The organism is Streptomyces sp. NBC_01288 (genome assembly GCF_035982055.1).
Classification (GTDB): Bacteria; Actinomycetota; Actinomycetes; order Streptomycetales; family Streptomycetaceae; genus Streptomyces.
In genome coordinates this window covers 3,572,208-3,594,058 of the sequence record NZ_CP108427.1, presented here as the reverse complement: position 1 = coordinate 3,594,058, position 21,851 = coordinate 3,572,208, and the positions used below count along the sequence as shown (strand labels likewise).

The window sequence follows — 21,851 nt, the reverse complement described above, 5'->3', positions numbered from 1 at the left end:
CGTCATGAACCAGCCGCTCGCGGGCTACGCCCCCGCACCCGTCTCCGCCCGCATGGAGAACCACGGCAACAACATGCTGAAGGTCGCCATGCAGACCGGAAGCGACCTCTTCGCGCGCGTGGGCTCGATGATCGCCTACGAGGGCTTCATCCAGTACGAGCCCAACCCGCCGGCCGTGCGCCAGATCGCACGCGACTGGATGACCGGCGAGGGCGCGCCCCTGATGAAGTGCTCCGGTGACGGACTGCTCTACCTCGCCGACTACGGCGCGGACGTCGTCGTGATCAACCTCAACGGCGACGGGATCTCCGTCAACGCCACCAACCTGCTCGCCTTCGACGCCCACCTCACCTGGGGCGTGGAGCGCGTCAAGGGGCTCGCGAAGTTCGCCGGACAGGGCCTGTGGAACACCAAGATCACCGGCCAGGGCTGGGTCGCGCTGACCTCCCGCGGCAAGCCGATCGTCGTCGACTGCGGCGGCGAGGACGAGACGTACGTCGACCCGGACGCGCTCGTCGCCTGGTCCCCGAACCTCAAGGTGAAGGGCAAGCGCAGCTTCAAGGCGCAGTCGCTGATCGGCCGCGGCAGCGGCGAGGCCTACCAGATGGCCTTCTCCGGGACGGGCATCGTCGTCGTCCAGCCCAGCGAGGACAGCACCGACCGTCTCCGGTTCCGGGGCTGAGGGGGGAACACGACACCATGCAGAGCCCGCTTTTCGCGTTCAACGACTCGCAGTCCCCGGAGCGCTACAGCCTCCAGAACAAGCAGATGCTGCGCATCGTCCTGGAGGGCCACGACGACATCCTCGCCCGCAAGGGCACGATGGTCGCCTACCAGGGGCTCGTCGAGTTCGACGCCGAGTACCAGAGCACCCAGCAGGCTTACGCGCGTGCGGCCACCGGCGAGGGCGTCAACCTGATGCGCTGCCACGGGCAGGGCACGGTCTTCCTCGCCAACCTCGCCCAGCACGTCCACGTAGTGGATGTGGAACAGGACGGTCTGACCGTCGACAGCAGCTACGTCCTCGCGATGGACTCCTCTCTGCACCACGAGGTCATCGCCGTGGACAGCCAGTACGGCATCTCCGGCTCTGGGAAGTACCAGCTCAACATCACCGGCCGCGGCAAGGTCGCCCTCATGACCTCGGGCGCGCCCCTGATGATGCAGGTCACGCCCGACAAGTACGTCAACTGCGACGCCGACGCGATCGTCGCCTGGTCCACCGGCCTGCGCGTCCAGATGCAGGCCCAGACGCACTCCTCCGGGGTGTGGCGGCGCCGCGGCAACACCGGTGAGGGCTGGGAGCTGAGCTTCATGGGCAGCGGCTACGCGCTCGTCCAGCCCAGCGAACTCCTGCCGCCGCAGAACGCCGCGATCGGTCAGGGCGTCGCCGCCCAGTTCGGCATGGGCCAGCACGGCGCTCACGCGCAGAACCAGGGCAACGCCTGGAGCTGACCGTCCAGAAAACCAACGTAAGGGGCGCCCGCCATCGCGGGCGCCCCTTACACGTTCAGCGCCGGCCGCACCCCGCTCAGAGCCTGGCGCGCGTCGCCTCCAGCAGCCGTAGGACCGACTCGTCCGCTACGGACGGCACCTCGTCGTAGGTGAACCAGCGCAGGTCGAGGGACTCGTCGCTGATCTCCTGGACGGCGCCGGGGGGTGCCAGCACCGTGTACTGGACGTCGTAGTGGCAGTGGCACGGCGGGGGGATCGGGTGCCGGTCCAGGCGGACCGGGCCGCCCGGGAGCAGGGTCAGTCCGGGGATGCCGGACTCCTCCGTGGCCTCGCGCAGCGCCGCGGCCTCCAGGGAGGTGTCCTCCGGCTCGCAGTGGCCGCCCATCTGGAGCCACATCCGCAGCTTCTTGTGCAGGGTCAGCAGCACGCGACCTTGCTCGGGGTCGATCACCAGGGCGCTCGCCGTCACGTGACCGGCGTGGCAGGACTTCCACATGCCGTCCGGGTGGGCGGCCAGGTGGTCCAGGTAGGCCTGGCGCAGGTCCGTCTGGTCCTCGTAGCTCTTCAGTACGAGGACCGCGTCGTCGTACAGGCTCACTCGGTGTCGTCGTCCTTGGAGTCCTCGTCCTTCTTCAGGTTCGGCTTCTCCGCGGTGCCGCTCGCCGCCTCGCCGAGCATCTTGTCCAGCTCGGAGAAGTCCATCTGCTCGCGGTGCACGAAGCCGTCCGGGTCGTCCAGGTCCGAGGCCGTGGGCAGCATGTCCGGGTGGGCCCACAGGCCGTCCCGGCCGTCGACACCGCGCGCGTCCGTGAGCGAGGCCCACAGGCGGGAGGCGTCGCGCAGCCGGCGCGGGCGCAGCTCCAGGCCGATCAGCGTGGCGAACGTCTGCTCGGCGGGACCGCCCGTCGCACGACGGCGTCGCAGGGTCTCGCGCAGCGCGTCGGCGGACGTCAGACGCGGCTTCGCGGCCGCGTGGACCACCGCGTCCACCCAGCCCTCGACGAGCGCCAGAGCCGTCTCCAGACGGGCCAGGGCGGCCTTCTGCTCCGGGGTGTCCTCCGGCTGGAACATGCCCTGCTGGAGCGCGTCCTGCAGCTGCTCCGGGTTCGCCGGGTCGAACTGGCCGACCACGTCCTCCAGCTTGGCGGTGTCGACCTTGATCCCGCGCGCGTACCCGTCGACCGCGCCGTACAGGTGCGAGCGCAGCCACGGCACGTGGGCGAACAGGCGCTGGTGGGCCGCCTCGCGCAGGGCGAGATAGAGCCGCACCTCCTCCTGGGGGACGCCCAGGTCCTTGCCGAAGGCCTCGATGTTCAGCGGCAGCAGCGCGGCCTTGCCGACCGGGCCGAGCGGCAGGCCGATGTCGGTCGAGCCGACGACCTCGCCCGCGAGCACGCCGACGGCCTGCCCGATCTGCGTGCCGAACATGGCGCCGCCCATCGAGCGCATCATGCCGATCAGCGGGCCCGCCATGGCCTGCATCTCCTCCGGCAGGACGTCACCCATGGCCGCGCCGACGCGCTCGGCGACCGGGTCCACGAGCTCCTTCCACGCGGGCAGGGTCGCCTCGACCCACTCCGCGCGGGACCAGGCCACGGCGGTGCCGGCGCCGGACGGCAGCGACGTCGCGTCGTCCAGCCACAGGTCCGCGAGCCGCACGGCCTCCTCGACCGCGCTGCGGTCGGCGGGGCCGATGCTCGCGTCCTTGACGCCGTCCTGCGTGCCCTGGGAGACCGTCTGGCGGGCGATCTGCTTGGCCATGTCCCAGTTCACCGGGCCGCCCTCGTACGAGAGCATCTGGCCCAGCTGCTGGAACGCGGCGCCCAGGTCATTGGGGTTCAGCGAGCCGAACATGGCTGCGAGCGGATTGTCCGCGCCGGGGCCGCCAAAGCCCCCGGCACCTGGCAGGCCGCCAAAACCGAACGGGTTGGCCGGTCCCTGACCACCACCGCTCTCCTGGTCCTTCTTCTTGCCCTCGTCGCCGTCGTCCGGCTCCTCCGGCGGAAGGCCGAATCCGAATGGGGTGTCACTCACGGGATTCCTCGGCTGTTAAGGCCGCCGGTTCTCTCCGACGGCACGACTGCCCTTCAACACCACCCAGCGTAGACACCGCGGGCCGATCGGGCCTCAGTGCTTCGCCGAGACCCGGCCTGCGGCAGGATGGATGCCACCTGGTCCGGACGCGTCACGCGCATCCGTACTGAAGACAACCGCTGGAGACGCCCGGTGAGTTCCCCAGATCCGCAGGTTCGCGCAGCGCGAAACCACTCAACCAGTCCCGCCGTGCGCGGGCCCGTCGTCGCGGTCACCGGCGCCGCGTCCGGGATCGGGGCGCTGCTGACCGAGCGGCTCGCCGCCTCCGAGGAGATCAAGCAGGTCATCGCCATCGACGAGCGGCGCGGTGAGTGCGCCGCGGCGCAGTGGCACATCCTCGACGTACGGGATCCGGCCATCGCGGAGAAGCTGCGCGGCGCGGACGTCGTCGTCCATCTGGCGCTCGATCTCGACTTGGAGACCGACCCGGCCGCCCGTTCGGCGTACAACGTGCGGGGGACGCAGACCGTGCTGACCGCCGCCGCGGCCGCCGGTGTCCACCGGGTCGTGCTGTGCACCTCGGCGATGGTCTACGGAGCGCTGCCCGACAACGAACTGCCGCTCTCGGAGGACGCCGAACTGCGCGCCACTGCGGAGGCCACCGGCGTCGGCGACCTCCTGGAGGTCGAGCGGCTCGCACGGCGCGCCCCCCGGGCGCATCCCGGGCTCAACGTCACCGTCGTCCGCCCCGGAGTACTCGTCGGCGGCACCGACACCGCGCTGACCAGGTACTTCGAGTCACCCCGGCTGCTGGTGGTGGCCGGGTCGCGGCCCGCCTGGCAGTTCTGCCATGTCGAGGACCTGTGCAGCGCCCTGGAGTACGCCGTCCTGGAGAAGGTCGAGGGCGAGCTGGCCGTCGGGTGCGACGGATGGCTGGAGCAGGAGGAGGTCGAGGAGCTCAGCGGCATCCGCCGCATGGAGCTGCCGTCCGCGGTCGCGCTCGGCGCGGCGGCCCGGCTGCACCGGATCGGGCTCACCCCGTCCCCGGCCGGCGACCTGGCGTACACGATGTACCCCTGGGTGGTGAGCGGGAGCCGGCTGCACGACGCGGGCTGGCGGCCGCAGTGGACCAACGAGGAAGTGCTCGCGGAGCTGCTGGAGGAGGTCTCCGGGCGGCACACGGTCGTCGGACGACGGCTCGGCCGCAAGGACGCGACGGCGGCGGGCGCGGCGGGCGCGACGGTCGCGCTGCTGGGCGCGGCGGCGGTCGTACGGCGGGCGCGGAAGGCCCGGCGGCGGATCTGACGGGCAGGCCAGTCCAGGACACCCCGGCCTCGTCCCCGTAAAGCGTGCCCCCTGTAGAAGGCTCCAAGTCCCCACGCGCGTGCCTGGTGAAAGTGCTATTCCTCGCTGTCGCCGGGGTGGGGCACGATGGAGGTATGGCACCCACGATCGACCATCCCGGTGAGCAGGCCGCGCAGGATCCCATCAAGCTGATCGGGATCCGGGAGACGCCGCTCTCCGTGGACGAGGTGTTCCGGGCCGTGGGGGACGACGCCGCCGGCGGGATCGCCCTCTTCGTAGGGACCGTCCGCAACCACGACGGCGGGACCGACGTCGACGAGCTGGGGTACTCCTGCCACCCCAGTGCCGAGGCGGAGATGCGGCGGATCGCCGAGAAGGTCGTCGCGGAGTATCCCGTGCGGGCGCTGGCCGCCGTCCACCGTGTGGGGGATCTCGGCATCGGGGACCTCGCGGTCGTCGTCGGCGTGTCGTGTCCGCACCGGGGCGAGGCCTTCGAGGCCTGCCGGAAGCTGATCGACGATCTCAAGCACGAGGTGCCTATCTGGAAGCACCAGAAGTTCTCCGACGGTACCGAGGAGTGGGTCGGCGCCTGTTGACGCACGATCACGCGCTTCTCGTCCGCCCTCCGGTTGCGTAACCGTCCCCCGGGCATGAGCGTTGTCAGTGGGGCTGGCTAATCTGCTGATCAGTCAGTTGAGGTCACTCATCCGGGGTTGGGAGGTCGGCATGGCGGCACTCGCCTGGTTGTTGATTCCGTTGGCGGCTGCGATAGGTGCCGGCGTGTGGGGCAGTTGGGCCAACCGGACCCGCAGGATGCGGAGCGACGGCCCGGAACTGGACGGCTATGCCCGGTTCCGCGAGGCCATGGAGAAGTCCCACTCCGGCACATGATCGGAAGGCGGCCCTGACGGTGCGCTGACAGACGCGTCCCGTACTGTCGTGCCATGCCACGCCGCACCGCGACGATGCTCGCCTCCACCCTGATGCTGATCGCGCTCCTGTGCGCCGGAGTCCTCATCAACGTCCCGTACGCGGAGATGTCGCCGGGCCCGACGGTGAACACGCTCGGGGACCACGACGGCGAGCCGGTGCTGCAGATCACCGGGCGCAAGACCTACGCGACGACCGGTCACCTGAACATGACGACGGTCCGCGTCACCAGCGCCGACTACAACATGAACCTCATCGAGGCCGTGTACGGCTGGCTCGCCCACGACGACAAGATCGTCCCGCACGACACGCTGTACCCGGACGGCAAGACGGAGCAGCAGTCGACCCAGGAGAACGCCGAGGAGTTCAGCCAGTCCCAGGAGAGCGCCAAGGTCGCCGCCCTGGAGCAGCTGGGCGTCCCGGTGAAGTCCTGGGTGATCGTCTCGACGGTCGTCAAGGCCACCCCGGCCGAGGGCAAGCTGCACGCCGGTGACGTCATCAAGGCCGTCGACGGTACGACGGTGAAGCAGCCCGACGACGTCGCGAAGCTGGTCACCAAGCACAAGCCCGGCGAGAACGTCGTGTTCACGATCGTGCCCGCCAAGGAGCAGGCCGCCGCCGTGAAGGCGAACAAGACGGCGACCGCGACGAAGAACATCACGATCACCACCGCGACCTCCGACGACACGGGCACCAAGCGCGCCATCGTCGGCATCTCGGCCGGAACCGATCACACGTTCCCGTTCACCATCGACATCAAGCTCGCCGACGTCGGCGGCCCCAGCGCCGGCCTGATGTTCGCGCTCGGCATCTACGACAAGCTCACCCCGGGCGACCTCACCGGCGGCAAGTTCGTCGCGGGCACCGGCACGATCGACGATACCGGCAAGGTCGGCCCGATCGGCGGCATCTCGATGAAGACGGTCGGCGCGCGCAGCAAGGGCGCCCAGTACTTCCTGACCCCCGCCGACAACTGCGCGGAGGCCGCCAAGGACACCCCGGGCGGCCTGAAGCTGGTCAAGGTCAACACCATCAAGGACGCGATCAGCTCCCTGAAGCTGATCAACAGCGGCAAGACCGACGACCTGCCGAAGTGCAGCACCAAGGGCTGAACAAGGCCTCTTCTTAAGAAGTCCTCGCGTACGACTCAGAAGACCTCGCTACGACTCCGGGGGCGCCCTCAAGCAGAGGGCGCCCCCGGAGTCGTAGGCAAGGGACCGGAGTCGTAGCGGACGACCGTCAGTCCTCGAAGGTCGCCGACAGGGCCTCGGCGAGGCCGGGGACCAGGGCGCCGCCCGTGAGGACCTCCGTGGGGGAGTCCTTCTCGCGCAGGCGCAGGGCCGAGTCGCGGGTGCCGTCGCGCAGGACCGCGACCGTCATGCGGACCTCCTGGCGGTCCGGGTGCTGGGCGACCCACTGGGTGAGCTTCTTCTCGCTCAGGCCCTCAGGGACGGAGGTCTCGGCGGACGGCGGCAGCATCAGGCGCTCGACCGTGAGCGCGCAGCCGACCACCGCGTCGGGCCAGGCGATCGTGCCGAGGAACTCGTCCAGCGGCTTCCCGGCCGGAATCTCCTCCTGCTCGATCGGGGTGAGACCAGTGGTCTCGGGCTCTTCCCGCAGGCCGAGTTGGGCCGCGAGGCCGGGTTCCTGGGCCCGCAGTCGCGCGGTGTCTACCAGGGCGAAGAGGCGAGCGGGCTGGTCCCAGCCGAGCCCGGAAACGTACTCGTCGATCTCCAGTACGGCTCGGGTGAGGGGGTTCGCTGCCATGGGGGTGTTGGACATGGTCACAATCCTGCCTCGTTCATGGCCGGAATCGGGAACCGAGTAAACGGTGAGTAAGTTGCATAGGTGTGGGCCCGCGATCACGCGGGGCTACGGAGGGTCCGCGAAACCGGGGACCTGACGCAACGACAGCGACCAACAGCGAACTTCGAGGTGCGCACCTTGGCTTTCCAGATGCCGGACCGCGGCGGAGGCCCGACAGGGCCGCGGATCAGAGTGGGCCGCCCGTCCCGGCGCGTCCGGACTTTGCTCATGACACTGGGCGTCCTTGCCGTACTCGGCATGGCGTTCACGATGTTCGCGGGCTTCTGGACGGACTGGCTCTGGTACCGGTCGGTGCATTACTCGTCCGTGTTCACCACCACCCTCTCGACGAAGATCGGGCTCTTCTTCGTCTTCGGCCTGCTGATGGCGGCCGCGGTGGGCGTGAACATCTGGCTGGCGCACCGCCTGCGCCCGCCGCTCAGCGCGATGTCGATGGAGCAGCAGAGCCTCGACCGCTACCGGATGGGCATCGCGCCGTACAAGAAGTGGCTGCTTCTGGCGATCACCGCCCTCGTCGGGCTGATCGCGGGGGCGTCCGCGTCCAGCCAGTGGCGGGTCTGGCTGATGTGGGTCAACGGCGTGCCCTTCCACCAGAAGGACCCGCAGTTCCACCTCGACGTGTCCTTCTACGCGTTCGACCTGCCCTGGTACCGCTTCCTGCTCGGCTTCGGCTTCGCCGCCGCGATCCTCTCGCTGCTCGCCGCCGCGCTGACGCACTACCTGTACGGCGGCCTGCGCATCACCAGCCCGGGCGCGCGCGCCACGGCCGCGGCCACCGGGCACCTGTCGGTGCTGCTCGGCATCTTCGTCGCGCTCAAGGCGGTGGCCTACTGGCTCGACCGGTACGGACTCGCCGTGAAATCCAGCGACTTCAAGGCGACGGGCGACTGGACGGGCCTCAGATACGTCGACGCGAACGCGTATCTGCCGGCCAAGACGATCCTGTTCTGCATCGCCGTCATCTGTGCGCTGCTGTTCTTCGCCACCCTGTGGCGGCGCACCTGGCAGCTGCCCGTCATCGGCTTCGGCCTGATGGTGCTCTCCGCGATCCTCATCGGCGGCCTGTACCCGGCCATCGTCCAGAAGTTCACGGTCCAGCCGAACGAGCAGGCCAAGGAAGCCCCGTACGTCCAGAAGAACCTCAAGGCGACGCGCGAGGCCTACGGCATCGACGACACCAAGGTCACGGAGTACTCGGGGACGAGCACCACCAAGGACAAGACCAAGCTGCGCTCCGACGTCGACTCCACTGCGAGCATCCGCATCGTGGACCCGAACGTCGTGTCGCCCACGTTCCAGCAGCTCCAGCAGATCAGGAACTACTACGCGTTCCCGACCAACCTGGATGTCGACCGCTACAGCGAGGACGGCAAGGACCAGGACACGGTCATCGGTCTGCGTGAGCTGAACCTCAACGGCATTCCGAAGAACAACTGGATCAACGACCACTTCCGCTACACGCACGGCTACGGAGTGGTGGCCGCCAAGGGCACCGAGGTCGACTCCGAGGGCCGCCCGGTCTTCACCGAGTCCGATCTGCCGTCCACGGGTGACCTCGGGACGTACAAGCAGCAGATCTACTACGGCGAGAAGACCACCACGTACTCGATCGTCGGCGGTCCCCAGAAGGAGATCGACTACTCCGACGACAGCGGTGAGAAGACCACGAGCTACACCGGCAAGAGCGGGGTCAATCTCTCCAACCCGGTCAACCGGGCCGCGTACGCGGTGGCGTTCAACGAGCCGCAGATCCTGTACTCCGGTGCGATCGGCGAGGGTTCGCGGATCCTGTACAACCGCACGCCCAAGGAGCGCGTCGAGGCGGTGGCGCCCTGGCTGACCATCGACGGCGACGCCTACCCGGCGGTCGTGGACGGCCGTATCCAGTGGATCGTCGACGCGTACACGACGAGCAACGGATACCCGTACGCCTCACGTACGACCCTCGGGGACACCACGGCGGACTCGCTGACGGCGACGAACAACAACCGCGCGGTGGTGGCCCAGCAGAACCAGGTCAACTACATCCGCAACTCGGTGAAGGCGACCGTCGACGCGTACACCGGTGCCGTCAAGCTCTACCAGTGGGACACCGAGGACCCGGTCCTGAAGACCTGGATGAAGGCGTTCCCGAACACGGTCGAGCCCAAGAAGGACATCTCGTCCTCGCTGATGGCCCATCTCCGGTACCCGCAGGACCTGTTCAAGGTCCAGCGCGAACTCCTCACCCGCTACCACGTGACGGACGCGCAGACGTTCCTCAGCGGCAGCGAGGTGTGGCAGGTCCCGAACGACCCGACGAACCAGTCCAACAGTGCGGTGCCGCCGTACTACTTGAGCATGAAGATGCCGGACCAGTCCGCGCAGGCCTTCTCGTTGACGACGACGTTCACACCGAACGGCAGAGACAACCTCAGCGCCTTCATGGCCGTCGACTCCGAGGCCGGCACCCCGGACTACGGCAAGATCAGAATCCTGAAGCTGCCGACCAGCACGACCGTCGGCGGGCCTAAACAGGTGCAGAGCGCCTTCAACTCCCAACAGGACATCGCCGAATCCATCAAGCTGCTCAAGGGCGGCGACTCCGACATCGAGTACGGCAACCTGCTCACGGTGCCGCTCGACGGGGGACTGCTGTACGTGGAACCCGTCTACGTACGCGGTGGTGGACTCAAGTACCCGCTCCTGCGCAAGGTGTTGGTGGCCTACGGGAACAAGACCGCCTTCGAGGACACCCTGGACGAGGGGCTGAACAAGGTCTTCGGAGCGGAGAGCACCACGACTCCGCCACCGGACGAGACCACCACTCCACCGACATCCAGCAACCCCACGGTCCAGGCCGCGTTGACCGACGCGCAGAAGGCCTTCGACGCCGGGCAACAGGCGTTGAAGAAGGGCGACTGGGAGGCGTACGGGCAGGCGCAGAAGGATCTCCAGTCTGCGTTGCAGCGGGCCGAGGACGCGCAGGCCGCGGCGGACAAGAGCAAGACCAGCAGCGGCAGTAGCACCAGCAGTCCGAGTCCCAGTAAGAGTCCCAGTCCGAGCAGCAGTCCCAGTAGCGGATAGGGAAAAAGCCCACCTCACGCCGTGGTACGGTTGCAACACAACGGCGCGGGGTGGAGCAGCTCGGTAGCTCGCTGGGCTCATAACCCAGAGGTCGCAGGTTCAAATCCTGTCCCCGCTACTGATCGCGAAGGCCCGGATCCTCCAAGGATCCGGGCCTTCGCGCTGTGCGAACGCATGTGCCGACGAGGGCGACGGCCGTGCCGCCGACGGGACTTGGCGAAACCGTGTTTGTGTTGTCTCTCTGTGGGCATGTCGACAAAACGCTGTAGAGACCTCACTGGCTGCGGTATACCAGGTGTACCCAGGTTGCAGGTGGTGCGACGATGGACGTTATGGGGGACAAGGCAACTCTGTTGGATACAGGGCGTTTTGTGCAGCCTTCCGACCGGGACGAGTCCGGTGACGGGGAGGCTGTCGACGAGGCACGCACACGGCTCGCCGCACAGGCCGGCGACGTCGAGGCGACGAGTGTCCTCGGAGCGATGCTGCTGCGCCGCGGTGATCTCGACGGAGCCGAGCCCCTGCTGCGTGCCGCCACCGCCGAGGGTGACCGGGCCGCGGCCAACAACCTCGGCGTCCTTCTGCACCAGCGCGGATACACCGACGACGCCGCCGGCTGGTGGCGGATCGCGGCTGTGGCGGGGTCCGCGGCCGCCGCGCACGCGCTCGGCCGGTACCACCGTGAGCGCGGCGACGAGCCCGCCGCCGAGTACTGGCTGCGCCAGTCCGCCGAACAGGGCCACGCGCTGGGCGCGTACGCGCTCGCCGATCTGCTGGAGCACCGCGGGGACACCGCGGCCGAGCGGTGGATGCGGTCCGCCGCCGAGCGCGGGCACCGCGAGGCCGCGTACCGGCTGGCGCGGGCGCTCGACCGGCAGGCGCCGCACGAGGGCGAGCGGGAGTACGACGGCGGGGGCGGGCGTGCGGCTGGGGGTGACAACGGTGTCGCATCGGCCCCGGGAACCGCTGACGCCTCGGGGTCCCCGGAGAACGAGGCCGAGCAGTGGTACCGGCAGGCCGCCGCGCGTGGGCATCAGCGGGCCGCGCTGCAACTCGGGGCGATCCTGGAGAAGCGGGGCGAGCTCAAGGAGGCCGGGCGCTGGTATCTGACGTCCGCGAAGGACGGGGAGGCGCGGGCCGCCTGCGCGCTCGGGTTCCTGCTGCGCGACGCCGGCGACACCGAGAGCGCCGCCGTGTGGTGGCTCCGGGCCGCCCAGGACGGCGACGGCAACGCGGCCAACGCGCTGGGCGCGCTGCACGCCGAGCGCGGTGAGACGCAGACCGCCGAGCGGTGGTACCGGGCCGCGATGGACGCCGGGGACGTGAACGGCGCGTACAACCTCGGTCTCCTCTGCGCCGAGCAGGCGCGTACCGCGCATGCCGAGCAGTGGTACCGGAGGGCCGCCTACGCCGGGCACCGGGAGGCCGCCAACGCGCTGGCCGTGCTGCTGCTCCAGGGCGGCGACGCGACCGGGGCCGAGCCGTGGTTCTCCAAGGCCGCGGAGGCCGGGAGCGTGGACGCGGCGTTCAACCTCGGGATTCTCTTCGCCGGGCGGGGCGACGAAGGCGTCGCGCTGCCCTGGTACGAGCGGGCCGCCGCCGCCGGGCACACGGAAGCGGCGTTGCAGGTCGGGATCGCCCGGCTTCGGGACGGGGACGAGCGGGAGGCCGAGCGGCATCTGCGGTGTGCGGCCGGTGGGGGGAGCGCGGAGGCCGCCTATCGGCTGGCCTCGGTGCTTGACGCCCGGCGGCCGCCTGCGCCCGCGCACGAGCTGGGTGAGCAGGTGCACGAGAAGACCGAGTGCGAGGAGTGGTACGAGCGGGCGGCCTCTCAGGGGCATCGGCGGGCGCAGGTCCGGGTCGGGATGCTGGCCGCCGCGCGGGGCGATGTCGTCGAGGCGGCTCGGTGGTACCGGGAGGCTGCCGAGGCCGGGTCTCGTAACGGGGCTTTCAATCTCGGGCTGTTGCTGGCCCGGGAGGGGAGTGAGCCTGAGGCCGCTGTGTGGTGGGCTCGGGCGGCGGATGCGGGGCATGGGCGGGCCGCGTTGCGGCTGGCCCTGGTGTACGCGCGTCGAGGGGAGCTGGCCGAGGGGCAGCGGTGGGCTGATCGGGCGGTGACGCTGGGGCCTCGGGAGGTTTCCGAGCGGGCGGCTCGGTTGCGGGATGCGTTGCGGCAGGAGCTGACGGCGTAGGGTTTCGCCCCCGCCGCCCCTACCCGTCCCATCACTGGGGGCTGCCGCCCCCAGACCCCCGCTTCGGCCTGGACGGCCTCGTCCTCGGACGCCGGACGGGCTGAGTGGTGGCGGCCTGCGCTGAAAAGTGGAGGCCGGACGGGCTGGGTGGAGCTGACCTGGGTTGATAAGCGATTTGCTTCTGTCCGCCCGTCTGACGTAGCGTTGCAATCACAACGGCGCGGGGTGGAGCAGCTCGGTAGCTCGCTGGGCTCATAACCCAGAGGTCGCAGGTTCAAATCCTGTCCCCGCTACTGAAGGCCGAGGGCCGGAATCCGAAAGGGTTCCGGCCCTCGGTGTTTCTACGGTTGGTGGCCCACCGCCTCCTCGTACAGCGAGCGGTCGACCGTCTTGGACTCCGGCAGCGCGGGCCCCTTCAGAACGCCCGCGGCCTTGTACGCCGATTGCAGCCTGGTCGTCGTGCCCGCGCGGATCTCCCAGTCCATGGTCAGTGACGGGGTCGATTTCAGGACCGACTCGTCCGCCTTCAGGAGTTTCGCCAGGTAGGCGACGAAGGACGGGTCCGCCTTGTAGTCGCCGGCGAAGTACGTGTTCACCGTGCGGATGTAGGCGCGGAGCAGGGCTACGCCGGCGTCCAGGTCGTCGTTCAGGAGGCTGGGGCCGTACAGCATGCCTCCCAGGGGCTCGCCCAGTGGCTGGCCGCCCAGGAAGGCGTACCGGGGGTTGTCGTCGACCTTGCGCCAGACCGGGTCCAGGAGCCAGGCCGAGTCGACTCCGCCGTTCTGGAGGGCGGTGAGGACGTCGGCCGAGCCGAGTTGCTGGTACTGGATCTTGTCGAGGCCGCCGCCGTGGGTCGCCAGGGCCTTCTCCATGGGGTATGCGATCACCGAGCCCTTGCCGATCATCGTGCCCATCCTGCGGCCCGCCATCCTGACGTCCGCCGCCGCCTCGCCCTTCTTCAGCTTCACCCAGAGGCCGCTCTTCGACTTGGGGTCGGGGGAGAAGTTGCCGGCCACCCACTTGATGTCGAAGCCGCCCTTGACGCCGTTCATGACGGCCGCCTCCGGGGCCGCCCACATCGCGTCTATGTCTCCCTTGGCCAGCAGGGGCAGTGCGTCGGGAGTCGGGAGGACCTTGAGTGTCACGTCCAGGCCCTCCTTCTTGAACTCGCCCTTGTCGACGGCTACTTCGAGCGGGGCCACGTACTCCGCGCTCAGCGTGCCCGTCGCGATCGTCAACTTCCGTGTCTTGGGGAGGGGTTGGGCGGGAGGGGCGAGGGGTTCGCAGCGGGCCGGGACGCGGGTGGGGGAGACGTCCGTCGGGTCCGTCCAGGAGGACTTGCCGCAGCCGTCCACCGGGGTGACCGTGCGGTGGCCCGCGGTGGTTGTGCCCGAAGTCCCGCTGGCGTCCGCGTACTTGGAGGAGCAGCCCGCCGACGCCAGCAGGGCCGCCACGACAACTGCCGTTCCGTACACACGCCTTCTCATGACCGGCCCCGTCCTCGGTCCCTCGGTGCCCACGGCGTGAGCAACCGGCCTGCCACACGCACCAGTTCGGAGAAGACGACCCCCAGGACCGCCACGCACACGATGCCGACGAACATCACGTCGTTCTCGAACAGGGCGCGGGAGTCGAAGATCAGGTGGCCCAGGCCGTTCGTCGCCGCGATCTGTTCCGAGGCGACGATGACCAGGACCGCCACGCCGGCCGCGATCCGTGCGCCCACCAGGACCGCCGGGAGGAGGACGTGGCGGAACATCTGCCAGGGCGTGGCGCCGAAGACCTGGCCCGCGTCCCGGTGGCCGGCGGGGATCGCCACCACCGCCGACATCGTCGAGATCCAGACGAAGAAGAAGACCGTGGTGGCGACCAGGGCCACTTGTGGGCCTTCTCCCAGGCCGAACATGTTCAGGAAGATGGGCAACAGGGCCAGTTTCGGTACGACGTAGAGGGCGTCCAGCAGTGGTTCCAGTGCCGCCCGGACCAGGGACAGCGAGCCCATCAGGAGGCCCAGGGCGTAGCCGGTCACCGTGCCGATCGCGTAGCCGCCGAGGACGCGTTTCGTGGTGGCCCAGACGTCCGGCCACAGGTCGCCCGCGGTGGCCCTGGACCAGCCGTCGGAGAGGATCGTGGAGGGGGACGGGTAGACGCGGGGGTCTATCCAGCCCTGGGTGGCGGCCAGTTGCCACCAGAGGATCAGGGCCAGGGGGACGGCTGTGGCGAGGGTGAGTTCCAGGGCGCGTCGACGGCGGTGGGTGCGCAGGGGGTTGAGTTCGTGGGGGCCGGGGCGGCGGACCAGGACCGACTCCTGGCGGTCGGGGGCGACGGTGGTCATGCCGGGACCGCCTCCTTCCGCAGCAGCTCCCACAACTCGCTTTTCAGGGCGGTGAATTCGGGGGTGTCGCGGATGTCGCCGGTGCGCGGGCGCGGGAACGGCGGGCGGTGTTCCGCGATGATCCGGCCCGGGCGGGCTGACATCACCAGAACCCGGTCACCGAGGACCAGCGCCTCCTCCAGGCTGTGCGTGATGAAGAGGGTGGTGGTGCGCAACGACCGGGTGAGGTCGAGGAGTTCGTCCTGGAGGATCGTGCGGAGTTGCGCGTCCAGGGCCGCGAACGGCTCGTCCATCAGCAGGAGTTCGGGTTCTACGGCGAGTGCGCGGGCGATGGCGACCCGCTGGCGCATGCCGCCCGAGAGGGTCGCCGGGTAGGCGTGCGCGAAGTCGGCGAGGCCCAGGCGGGTCAGCCACTCGGTGGCGCGGGCGTTCGCCTCGCGACGCGGGACGCGCTGGATGTCCAGGCCGAAGCGGACGTTCGCCCTGACCGACTTCCAGTCGTAGATGCCGTAGTCCTGGAAGATCATGGCCGCTGGGCGAGGGGTCGATGTATGGATCTCCAGGGTGCCTGTGGTGGGGCGCAGTAGGCCTGCGGCTATGCGGAGGAGGGTGGACTTGCCGCAGCCGGACGGGCCCACCAGGCAGACGAACTCGCCGTGGGTGACGGTGAGTTCGAGGGGGCCGAGGGCGTCCACCTGGTGCGGGGGGCGGCCGAAGGTGCGGGTCAGTTCGGTGGCGTGGAGTTTTGGGTGCGGGTCTCCCACGGTTGCTCCTTGCGGAGGACGGTACGTCTGTCGGTACGGGTGGGGGGTGCCGCACGACGATATGACGGACCGTCAGATTCGGGAAGCCTGTGCACAGCACAAAGCCGAAGCCCGTACGCAGCACAAAGCCCCGGCGTCCGTGGCGAACGGATACCGGGGCCGGTGAAGGGAGTTGCTACGCGCTCGCGCAGTTCGGGCACAGCCCGCGGTACGTCACCTCTACGTCCGAGACCGTGAAGCCGAAGCGCTCCGAGTCGGGGAGGTCGGCGAGGGGGTTGCCGCCCGGGTGGACGTCACGGATCTGGCCGCACTGGGCGCAGACCAGGTGGTGGTGCGGGCGGTGCGCGTTCGGGTCGTAGCGCTTGGCCCGCTTGTCGGTGGAGACTTCGAGGACCTCGCCGAGCGAGACCAGCTCGCCCAGCGTGTTGTAGACCGTCGCCCGGGAGATCTCGGGGAGCTTGGTCACGGCGCGGGAGTGGACCTCGTCGGCGGTCATGTGGACGTGGTCGCCGTCGAGTACTTCGGCCACGACGCGCCGCTGTGCGGTCATCCGCCATCCGCGTCCGCGCAGCCGCTCCAGAAGGTCACTCATGCGGGCCAGCTTAACAGCAGGGTGACCAGTTTCCGAATAGGTGTGACTTTGGAGGGGTGCTGGACTTGGACTGAGTCCAAGTCGAATTCCGGCCTCGGTTCCGGATCCGGATCCGGTTCCTGCTGTGGCTCCGGCTGGGCCCCGCCCGCCGTCAGGCCGGTACCTGCTGTCGTGCCGGTGCCCAGCAGCGGATGATGTCGCGGACCGAGACGATGCCGGCGGGCTCGGCGCGGTCGAGGACGATGAGGTGACGGAAGCCGCCGTGGGCCATCGCGCTGGCCGCGTCCTCCAGGGTCCAGGCCGGGGTGGCGAAGACGACGTCGGTGGTGGTGTGGGCATGGGCGCGCTCGGTGTCCGGGTTCTGGCCCCGGCCGAGGGAGTTGAGGATGTCGCGTTCGGTGAGGATGCCGATGCCGCCGGCGTCCGGGTCGAGGACCACGGCCGCGCCGACGTGGCGCGAGGCCATCAGGGCGGCCGCCTGGCGGAGGGTGTGGGCGGGGCCGATGGTGAGGACCACCGTGCTCATGGCGTCGCGGACCAGCGTGGACTGTGGAGTGGATCGCGGTGTGGGTTGCGGCGTTGGATGCAGCATGGGGTGAGGCCACCTCCTAGTGGAACCCGCGTGGTTCACGGACGGAGGGTCCGCTAGTTACCGGATTCACAAATTCACAAGTGGGGGGACTCTCAGAGTTGCAGGTAAAGCACGGGTCAACAAGAGGGCGCGCGCGGCCGGTTGGGGGCGTGCGCAGGCGTCCTGTGGTGCTCAGTAGCGCTGGTATTGATCGCAGTTGTCGGTGGGGTGCGGGATCACCCTCCACCCCGGCGACGAGCTACGTGGTTGTGGCCGTCATTGGTCGTTACTGGTCGTCGTTGGCCACGCTCGGACGGCCCACAGGCGGCCCGGCGAGGCCGCCGTGGCAATGCCCGGCTCGTCTCCGGACATCAGCTTGGGAAGCTGCGGGCATTTGTGGGTGGATTGGGCGCTGACCTGGTCGAATGGCTGGGCTTGGACTTCGTCGGTGGCACCTGCTTTTACCGTGGTTCCCCGCTGTTCCCCGCTCGATCTGGTGCGGTTGTGGTGCGGCATCGACCTCGCACTCGGTCTGTCCGAACGGCATTATGAACCTGTGGATCGTCGCCAAGGGGCCCGACGTAGCCATCGTCGGAGAGTTCCAACTGGTGGGGGATCGTAGGCGCGGTTATGGCACAGTCTGCGCAGGTGCTTGAACTCATAGTCGCGCCCGTCTTCGGAGTCCTCCAAGGTCTCGACCCACAGGCGCGCGAAGGGCTGACGATGCATCTGTGAAGAGATGGCGCCGCTCCAGTCACGCCACGTGTCATCGGAGACCCATCCCTGCGATCGCAGGTCGGCTTCATCTTCGCTCAGGCGAAAGTACAGGCGGATCGCCAACTCCTCTTGCGGCTCCAACTGTGGTCCATCCAGACCGCGAAGAGTGGTCGCCGAGAACTTGTCCAGCAACGACCAGTAGCGTGCTACGTAGACGTCCTCGATCTGTCGGACTCTCTGTGTCCGTACCTGCCAGACGGTGATACCCCAGGCAACGGCTGCCGGGATCAGCGTGATCGTCAGTGAAAGCCACATGGTCAGCCATTGTGAAGGCTGATCGGCGCACCACAACTTGTTCTTGTGTTGCTGGTGGCGCCCAACACGCTTTCCAACTGTGGTGTTGGGGTGTGTGCGGGGGCGTTCACCTGGGTTCATCGGCGGTCGGCCGTCGGCGACCGGAGGGGTGTGGGTCTCGCCTGAACGGTCGTGAACGGGGCTGAATGAGACGGGCTGCGACGCGGTGCCTCACCCGATGATCTCGGAGCGCTCTCGAACATGGTCGTCCAACTTGCCTTCGTCCAGATCGCTCAGCGCAGCTGCATATCCGGCCATGACGGCCTCGTGTACAACGTCGTGGAGGTCGACAGGGATCGTGTCGAAGATGCCAGAGCAGATGTTCGCGGCTGCGTCATGCGCGGCTCGGTAATGCGTTTCACGGATGCCGGCGCCCAAGTTGGTGACGAGGCTGCTTCGTTCTTCTTTGTGGTCATCGCTCACGCTGACGTCACTACCCGCGTGGCGGGGGCGAGAACCTCGCTTCTGTAGGCCTCGGCCGAAGACAGTCAGCCACGGTGGCGGATCAGCCAACCGACACGGCGCGCGTGTGTCTCGCCGCACCACCACCGGCTTCAACCACGCTGCCGGTGCTGTCGACCGGAACAAGCCGCGACGGCAGACCCGTTGGGGAGAACTCCAAAGCGGCTTGGCTCGCAAAGGTTCTCAGCTTGGGACCTGCGGGCACCTGGGCCGGATAGCGGGCTGAATGCACACACGGTCAGCTCGTGGTCCCCATCCCTTAACGGACCTGGAGACTGTGGGTCGTGCTTGGTCTGAGGAGCGTGGCGCCATCCAAGTCGACCCCGAGGTGTGGTTGAGGAATTACCGCGAGGAACTCCACCGTCCTGCGTGAATTAAGAGGTAGTACCTGAGCACCCCTCCTGCTTCCCTAGGCGCGTCATAGAACCGCAGTTGCCTACACGAAGATTGCCATGGGTAGGATTTGAATAGCAGGGAAACTTACAACCGGACTGCCTACGTGCTGATTTAGTCCCGGAATACCTTCCGCCAAGCTTGCTGCAATGTTCGCATCGTCGCCTTCCATAGCGCCAATAACTGTACGGCGAGAAAGATTGATCGACTCTCCGGAGTGAAGGATTCTAGTCACTTTACCTAGGACGATAAAGTCTCCGGACTTTAGGCGCTCACCCACTGCCGGATTGTAGTAATCTGACGAAACGGTCAGGACTGCCCTCAGGCCAGACCCGGCTTCGAGGACTACATCATGGATTGGTGAACTCTCAAGCTCATCTTTCATTTTGAGAAATAGGGCAAATTCTAGCGTGTCTCGAATTTCATTGAACTGTCTAGTGATTGCTGTCAGGTCACTGCTCCCCTCTTCACCTGAAGCCTCCTCGCGGGTTTGCGGGTTTCCGGACCTCTTCCCTTTTGAGGCCTTGGAGGTTCGTTCATCCTCCTTTTCGGATAGCTCTTTCATGTATTCGAAGAATCGACTGAAAACTGCAAGAGTCTCCTCAAGTGGATTCCCGGTGTAGCGCCCTGATACCTCGACAAAGTCTCCGGATTTCACACCGCGCAAATCATCTGTATCGCCGATATGCTTGATCTTTGCGTCGGAAGCCAGGTGGCCATAGAGGGCATTGAATAGACTTGCTGCAGTGTGATGCCTTGCCACTTTGATTTCAGCTGACTCGCCCGTGTGGCCGCCTAGTTCGGCATTTACAGAGGCTTCGAGACCGAGCAAAGCTCCCAGAGATGGAAGTTTCAACTTTCCGCCGCCAGTCGCTTTCCGGTCTTTTGCCTGCTCTGTCTGCATCGTCTCTTCAGTTGTTACGTAAACTCCCCCTTCTAGGTAGGCGAGAAAGCTGACCATCATTTGCACGTCAAGGTAAAGTGGGTGTGAAAGTCGGTAGTCCATCATGGTGAACTCCCTCAGAGAATATTCGTGGATACTTGACCTGCTGACCTAATCAGACTAACTGGATCTGTTTTTAATGAAACGCTTGGTGGCCCGAGACTGACTTGTAGGGTTCTGGTCTATTTCCCTGAGAGCCACAGTGATCGGCGGGTGGCCCCCTCGATCTACTGGGCCAACGCATCAATCATCTGTAGCACCTCAATCATCTCCTCATCGATTTGGCCTGCGGTGGTAGATGCCGCGATTGCGTCAAATGAGACTGCTTTATGACCCATTTTTTGCAGCTCGTAATTCAGCTGAGAAATTAGCTCCTTTGGCGGGCAATGCGCGAGGCGGTATTCTTCATTTTCCCAGTTCAGTTCGAACTCTTTCAGTAGATCTTCCGTGATTGTCGCGATACTCTTTCCGGTGGTCCGCTCAACCTCCTGGCGGTCTGCGAGGAGCCGGGAAAAGATGCCATTTTTCATTTTGGCCACCTTCGCCGAGATGAGTTCCCGTACCGTTAGTTCAGGGCACTTACTCAGCTTTGAAATAACCTCCGGCAAGATTAGGTAGCTTTCTAGCTCCTTCTTTTTCCAGACGTGAGCTTGAACTCTTACGGCAGAGAACTTATCAACGACCTCTTGGGCCTGAGATTCAGATCTGTAGTCTCGATCGAGCAGGATCATGACTTTTATTGAATTGCCTAGGAATTCTTGGAGGAACCACCCAAACGCCTCCGCCTTGCCCCAGTTTGTGTATCCGTTGATTGGGACGACTGCGAGGGTGTATTCGTTGGTGATCTGTGACAGATTGAGCCGTTTAGAGACCTTCTTTAGGAGTTTTACATCCTTCCCTTCAACGAAGAGGACGCCTCGAGAGCGAAGCGCCTTTGCCATAGCGAGATTGAAGGCGGTTCCCAGTGCGTTATCTAGTCCGTGCAGCTGATCTTCCTTGGGGGCCCTCAGGGCGCGGCGTCGTGACTTGTCAACCCATACGATTGAGTTCCTCTCGGCCTCCGCCAACACCTCTGCAGAATGTGTAGCAAGGATAACCTGGGAGTTCATTGAATCCAGAAGCCGAATCAATCTCCGTTGCAGGTCTGCGTGAAGGAAAACCTCGGGCTCATCGAGAACAAGTGTTGGAAGGGATCGCGCATGGTGCAGCTGCAAAAGAATCTGAAGCCAGATCTGAATTCCGTCGCCAGCCCATACGATTTCTTTCTCAATCCCACTCCCTTTTTCGGTGAAGAAGACATCAATACTGGATGGGTCGTACTGTGTTACCGGTTTTCTGAGAGCGATTCCGCCTAGCCAAGGGGTGGCGAACTCGACAAAAGAATCCCACTGCCCGTCTTGGTCCAGCAAGCGCAGTTGATTCCTGAAGTGGCGACTACTTAGGCGCGTGGATTGGTTCAGCTTCACGTATTCATCGGCCAGTATGCTCTCTTCGTGCTCCAGAGGGGAGAGTGCGGGGATGATTCCCATTGGCGCGAATAGAGAGCGAATCTGGGGAATGCTTCGAGGTGTGGTTCCGTTGCTGTTTAGAAGATAGAAGAACGGGGGTTCTCGTTCGGTATGTGGCGACAGTTCCGGCCAGACCACTCGAAGCTTGCAGCCATTCTTCCATTCCAGTTCCAGACTGGACTCATCATCGCGGAAATTGTGACGTACGCTCTCATCAAGTGCAGCGAATTCACGCATTGGGACAGGATATGCTGGAACCCAGATACCGCGGTGTGCAGATCGGAGCGTGGGATGGCTGCGCTTCGCTAGTCGTAGGCAAGTCTCTCCTAGCCTCAAGGCTGAAAGGATGGTGCTCTTTCCCGCACTGTTTGGCCCAACGAGAAGTGACGACTGTCTAAAATTT

Annotated in this window: 20 protein-coding genes and 2 tRNA genes; 10 read left to right on the top strand and 12 right to left on the bottom strand. The window is 66.6% G+C overall.

The annotated features are described in order from the left end of the window. Window positions 1–4 precede the first annotated feature (4 nt). Both OG194_RS15515 and OG194_RS15510 read left to right on the top strand, forming a co-directional pair. Complete coding sequence (locus OG194_RS15515) at window positions 5–682, top strand: AIM24 family protein (RefSeq protein WP_327401436.1); 678 nt, start codon at window positions 5–7, stop codon at window positions 680–682. 17 nt (window positions 683–699) lie between these two features. Then, the gene (locus OG194_RS15510) at window positions 700–1,455 is read left to right on the top strand and encodes an AIM24 family protein (protein WP_327401435.1); all 756 of its coding nucleotides are present in this window, start codon (window positions 700–702) and stop codon (window positions 1,453–1,455) included. A 76-nt stretch (window positions 1,456–1,531) separates the two neighbouring features. Here the strand turns inward: OG194_RS15510 and OG194_RS15505 are convergent, their stop codons facing one another. Together OG194_RS15505 and OG194_RS15500 are read right to left on the bottom strand one after the other, a co-directional pair. Continuing rightward, window positions 1,532–2,053: an NUDIX hydrolase gene (locus tag OG194_RS15505; protein WP_327401434.1), complete on the bottom strand. Its 522-nt coding sequence runs from the start codon at window positions 2,051–2,053 to the stop codon at window positions 1,532–1,534. Beyond that, window positions 2,050–3,489, bottom strand: a complete 1,440-nt coding sequence (locus OG194_RS15500; protein ID WP_327401433.1) for a zinc-dependent metalloprotease — start codon at window positions 3,487–3,489, stop codon at window positions 2,050–2,052. Before OG194_RS15500 ends, OG194_RS15505 begins: the two co-directional genes overlap by 4 nt. A 192-nt stretch (window positions 3,490–3,681) precedes the next feature. Between OG194_RS15500 and OG194_RS15495 the strand changes: the two genes are divergently transcribed. The 4 genes from OG194_RS15495 to OG194_RS15480 all read left to right on the top strand — a co-directional run bounded on the left by OG194_RS15495 (window position 3,682) and on the right by OG194_RS15480 (window position 6,836). After that, complete coding sequence (locus OG194_RS15495; protein ID WP_266772347.1) at window positions 3,682–4,794, top strand: SDR family oxidoreductase; 1,113 nt, start codon at window positions 3,682–3,684, stop codon at window positions 4,792–4,794. Window positions 4,795–4,928: 134 nt separating this feature from the next. Further along, window positions 4,929–5,390 (top strand): molybdenum cofactor biosynthesis protein MoaE, encoded by a 462-nt coding sequence (locus tag OG194_RS15490; protein ID WP_327401432.1) that lies wholly within the window; start codon window positions 4,929–4,931, stop codon window positions 5,388–5,390. Window positions 5,391–5,457: 67 nt separating this feature from the next. Then, window positions 5,458–5,685 carry a hypothetical protein gene (locus tag OG194_RS15485; protein WP_327407433.1) on the top strand — a complete coding sequence of 76 codons (228 nt, stop codon included), beginning with the start codon at window positions 5,458–5,460 and terminating at the stop codon, window positions 5,683–5,685. Between the two features lie 53 nt (window positions 5,686–5,738). Further along, window positions 5,739–6,836 (top strand): YlbL family protein, encoded by a 1,098-nt coding sequence (locus tag OG194_RS15480; RefSeq protein WP_327401431.1) that lies wholly within the window; start codon window positions 5,739–5,741, stop codon window positions 6,834–6,836. A 127-nt stretch (window positions 6,837–6,963) separates the two neighbouring features. Here the strand turns inward: OG194_RS15480 and OG194_RS15475 are convergent, their stop codons facing one another. Then, entirely contained in the window at window positions 6,964–7,506 is a 543-nt protein-coding gene (locus OG194_RS15475; RefSeq protein WP_327401430.1) for a PPA1309 family protein, read from the bottom strand. 174 nt (window positions 7,507–7,680) lie between these two features. Between OG194_RS15475 and OG194_RS15470 the strand changes: the two genes are divergently transcribed. The 4 genes from OG194_RS15470 to OG194_RS15455 all read left to right on the top strand — a co-directional run bounded on the left by OG194_RS15470 (window position 7,681) and on the right by OG194_RS15455 (window position 13,102). Continuing rightward, entirely contained in the window at window positions 7,681–10,617 is a 2,937-nt protein-coding gene (locus OG194_RS15470) for a UPF0182 family membrane protein (protein WP_327407086.1), read from the top strand. A 44-nt stretch (window positions 10,618–10,661) separates the two neighbouring features. Beyond that, window positions 10,662–10,735, top strand: a tRNA-Met gene (locus OG194_RS15465). Window positions 10,736–10,940: 205 nt separating this feature from the next. After that, window positions 10,941–12,809 carry a tetratricopeptide repeat protein gene (locus OG194_RS15460; RefSeq protein ID WP_327401429.1) on the top strand — a complete coding sequence of 623 codons (1,869 nt, stop codon included), beginning with the start codon at window positions 10,941–10,943 and terminating at the stop codon, window positions 12,807–12,809. Window positions 12,810–13,028: 219 nt separating this feature from the next. Beyond that, window positions 13,029–13,102 (top strand) — tRNA-Met (locus OG194_RS15455). 48 nt (window positions 13,103–13,150) lie between these two features. On the opposite strand, the gene OG194_RS15450 is transcribed toward OG194_RS15455, so the two are convergent. The 9 genes from OG194_RS15450 to OG194_RS15410 form a co-directional block, all read right to left on the bottom strand. Beyond that, the gene (locus OG194_RS15450) at window positions 13,151–14,296 is read right to left on the bottom strand and encodes an ABC transporter substrate-binding protein (protein ID WP_327401428.1); all 1,146 of its coding nucleotides are present in this window, start codon (window positions 14,294–14,296) and stop codon (window positions 13,151–13,153) included. After that, window positions 14,293–15,144 (bottom strand): ABC transporter permease, encoded by an 852-nt coding sequence (locus OG194_RS15445; RefSeq protein WP_327401427.1) that lies wholly within the window; start codon window positions 15,142–15,144, stop codon window positions 14,293–14,295. Before OG194_RS15445 ends, OG194_RS15450 begins: the two co-directional genes overlap by 4 nt. After that, the gene (locus OG194_RS15440; RefSeq protein ID WP_327401426.1) at window positions 15,141–15,908 is read right to left on the bottom strand and encodes an ABC transporter ATP-binding protein; all 768 of its coding nucleotides are present in this window, start codon (window positions 15,906–15,908) and stop codon (window positions 15,141–15,143) included. The genes OG194_RS15445 and OG194_RS15440 overlap by 4 nt, the downstream gene beginning before the upstream one ends. 175 nt (window positions 15,909–16,083) lie before the next feature. Next, window positions 16,084–16,500, bottom strand: a complete 417-nt coding sequence (locus tag OG194_RS15435) for a Fur family transcriptional regulator (RefSeq protein ID WP_327401425.1) — start codon at window positions 16,498–16,500, stop codon at window positions 16,084–16,086. Window positions 16,501–16,651: 151 nt separating this feature from the next. Next, complete coding sequence (locus OG194_RS15430; protein ID WP_327401424.1) at window positions 16,652–17,026, bottom strand: CBS domain-containing protein; 375 nt, start codon at window positions 17,024–17,026, stop codon at window positions 16,652–16,654. A gap of 591 nt (window positions 17,027–17,617) precedes the next feature. Continuing rightward, window positions 17,618–18,103: a hypothetical protein gene (locus tag OG194_RS15425; RefSeq protein ID WP_327401423.1), complete on the bottom strand. Its 486-nt coding sequence runs from the start codon at window positions 18,101–18,103 to the stop codon at window positions 17,618–17,620. A 210-nt stretch (window positions 18,104–18,313) separates the two neighbouring features. Continuing rightward, entirely contained in the window at window positions 18,314–18,565 is a 252-nt protein-coding gene (locus OG194_RS15420; RefSeq protein ID WP_327401422.1) for a hypothetical protein, read from the bottom strand. A 475-nt stretch (window positions 18,566–19,040) separates the two neighbouring features. Continuing rightward, window positions 19,041–20,006, bottom strand: coding sequence for a DUF6414 family protein (locus OG194_RS15415; protein WP_327401421.1), 966 nt, complete (start codon window positions 20,004–20,006; stop codon window positions 19,041–19,043). A 161-nt stretch (window positions 20,007–20,167) separates the two neighbouring features. Next, complete coding sequence (locus tag OG194_RS15410) at window positions 20,168–21,685, bottom strand: ATP-dependent nuclease (RefSeq protein WP_327401420.1); 1,518 nt, start codon at window positions 21,683–21,685, stop codon at window positions 20,168–20,170. Window positions 21,686–21,851 lie beyond the last annotated feature (166 nt).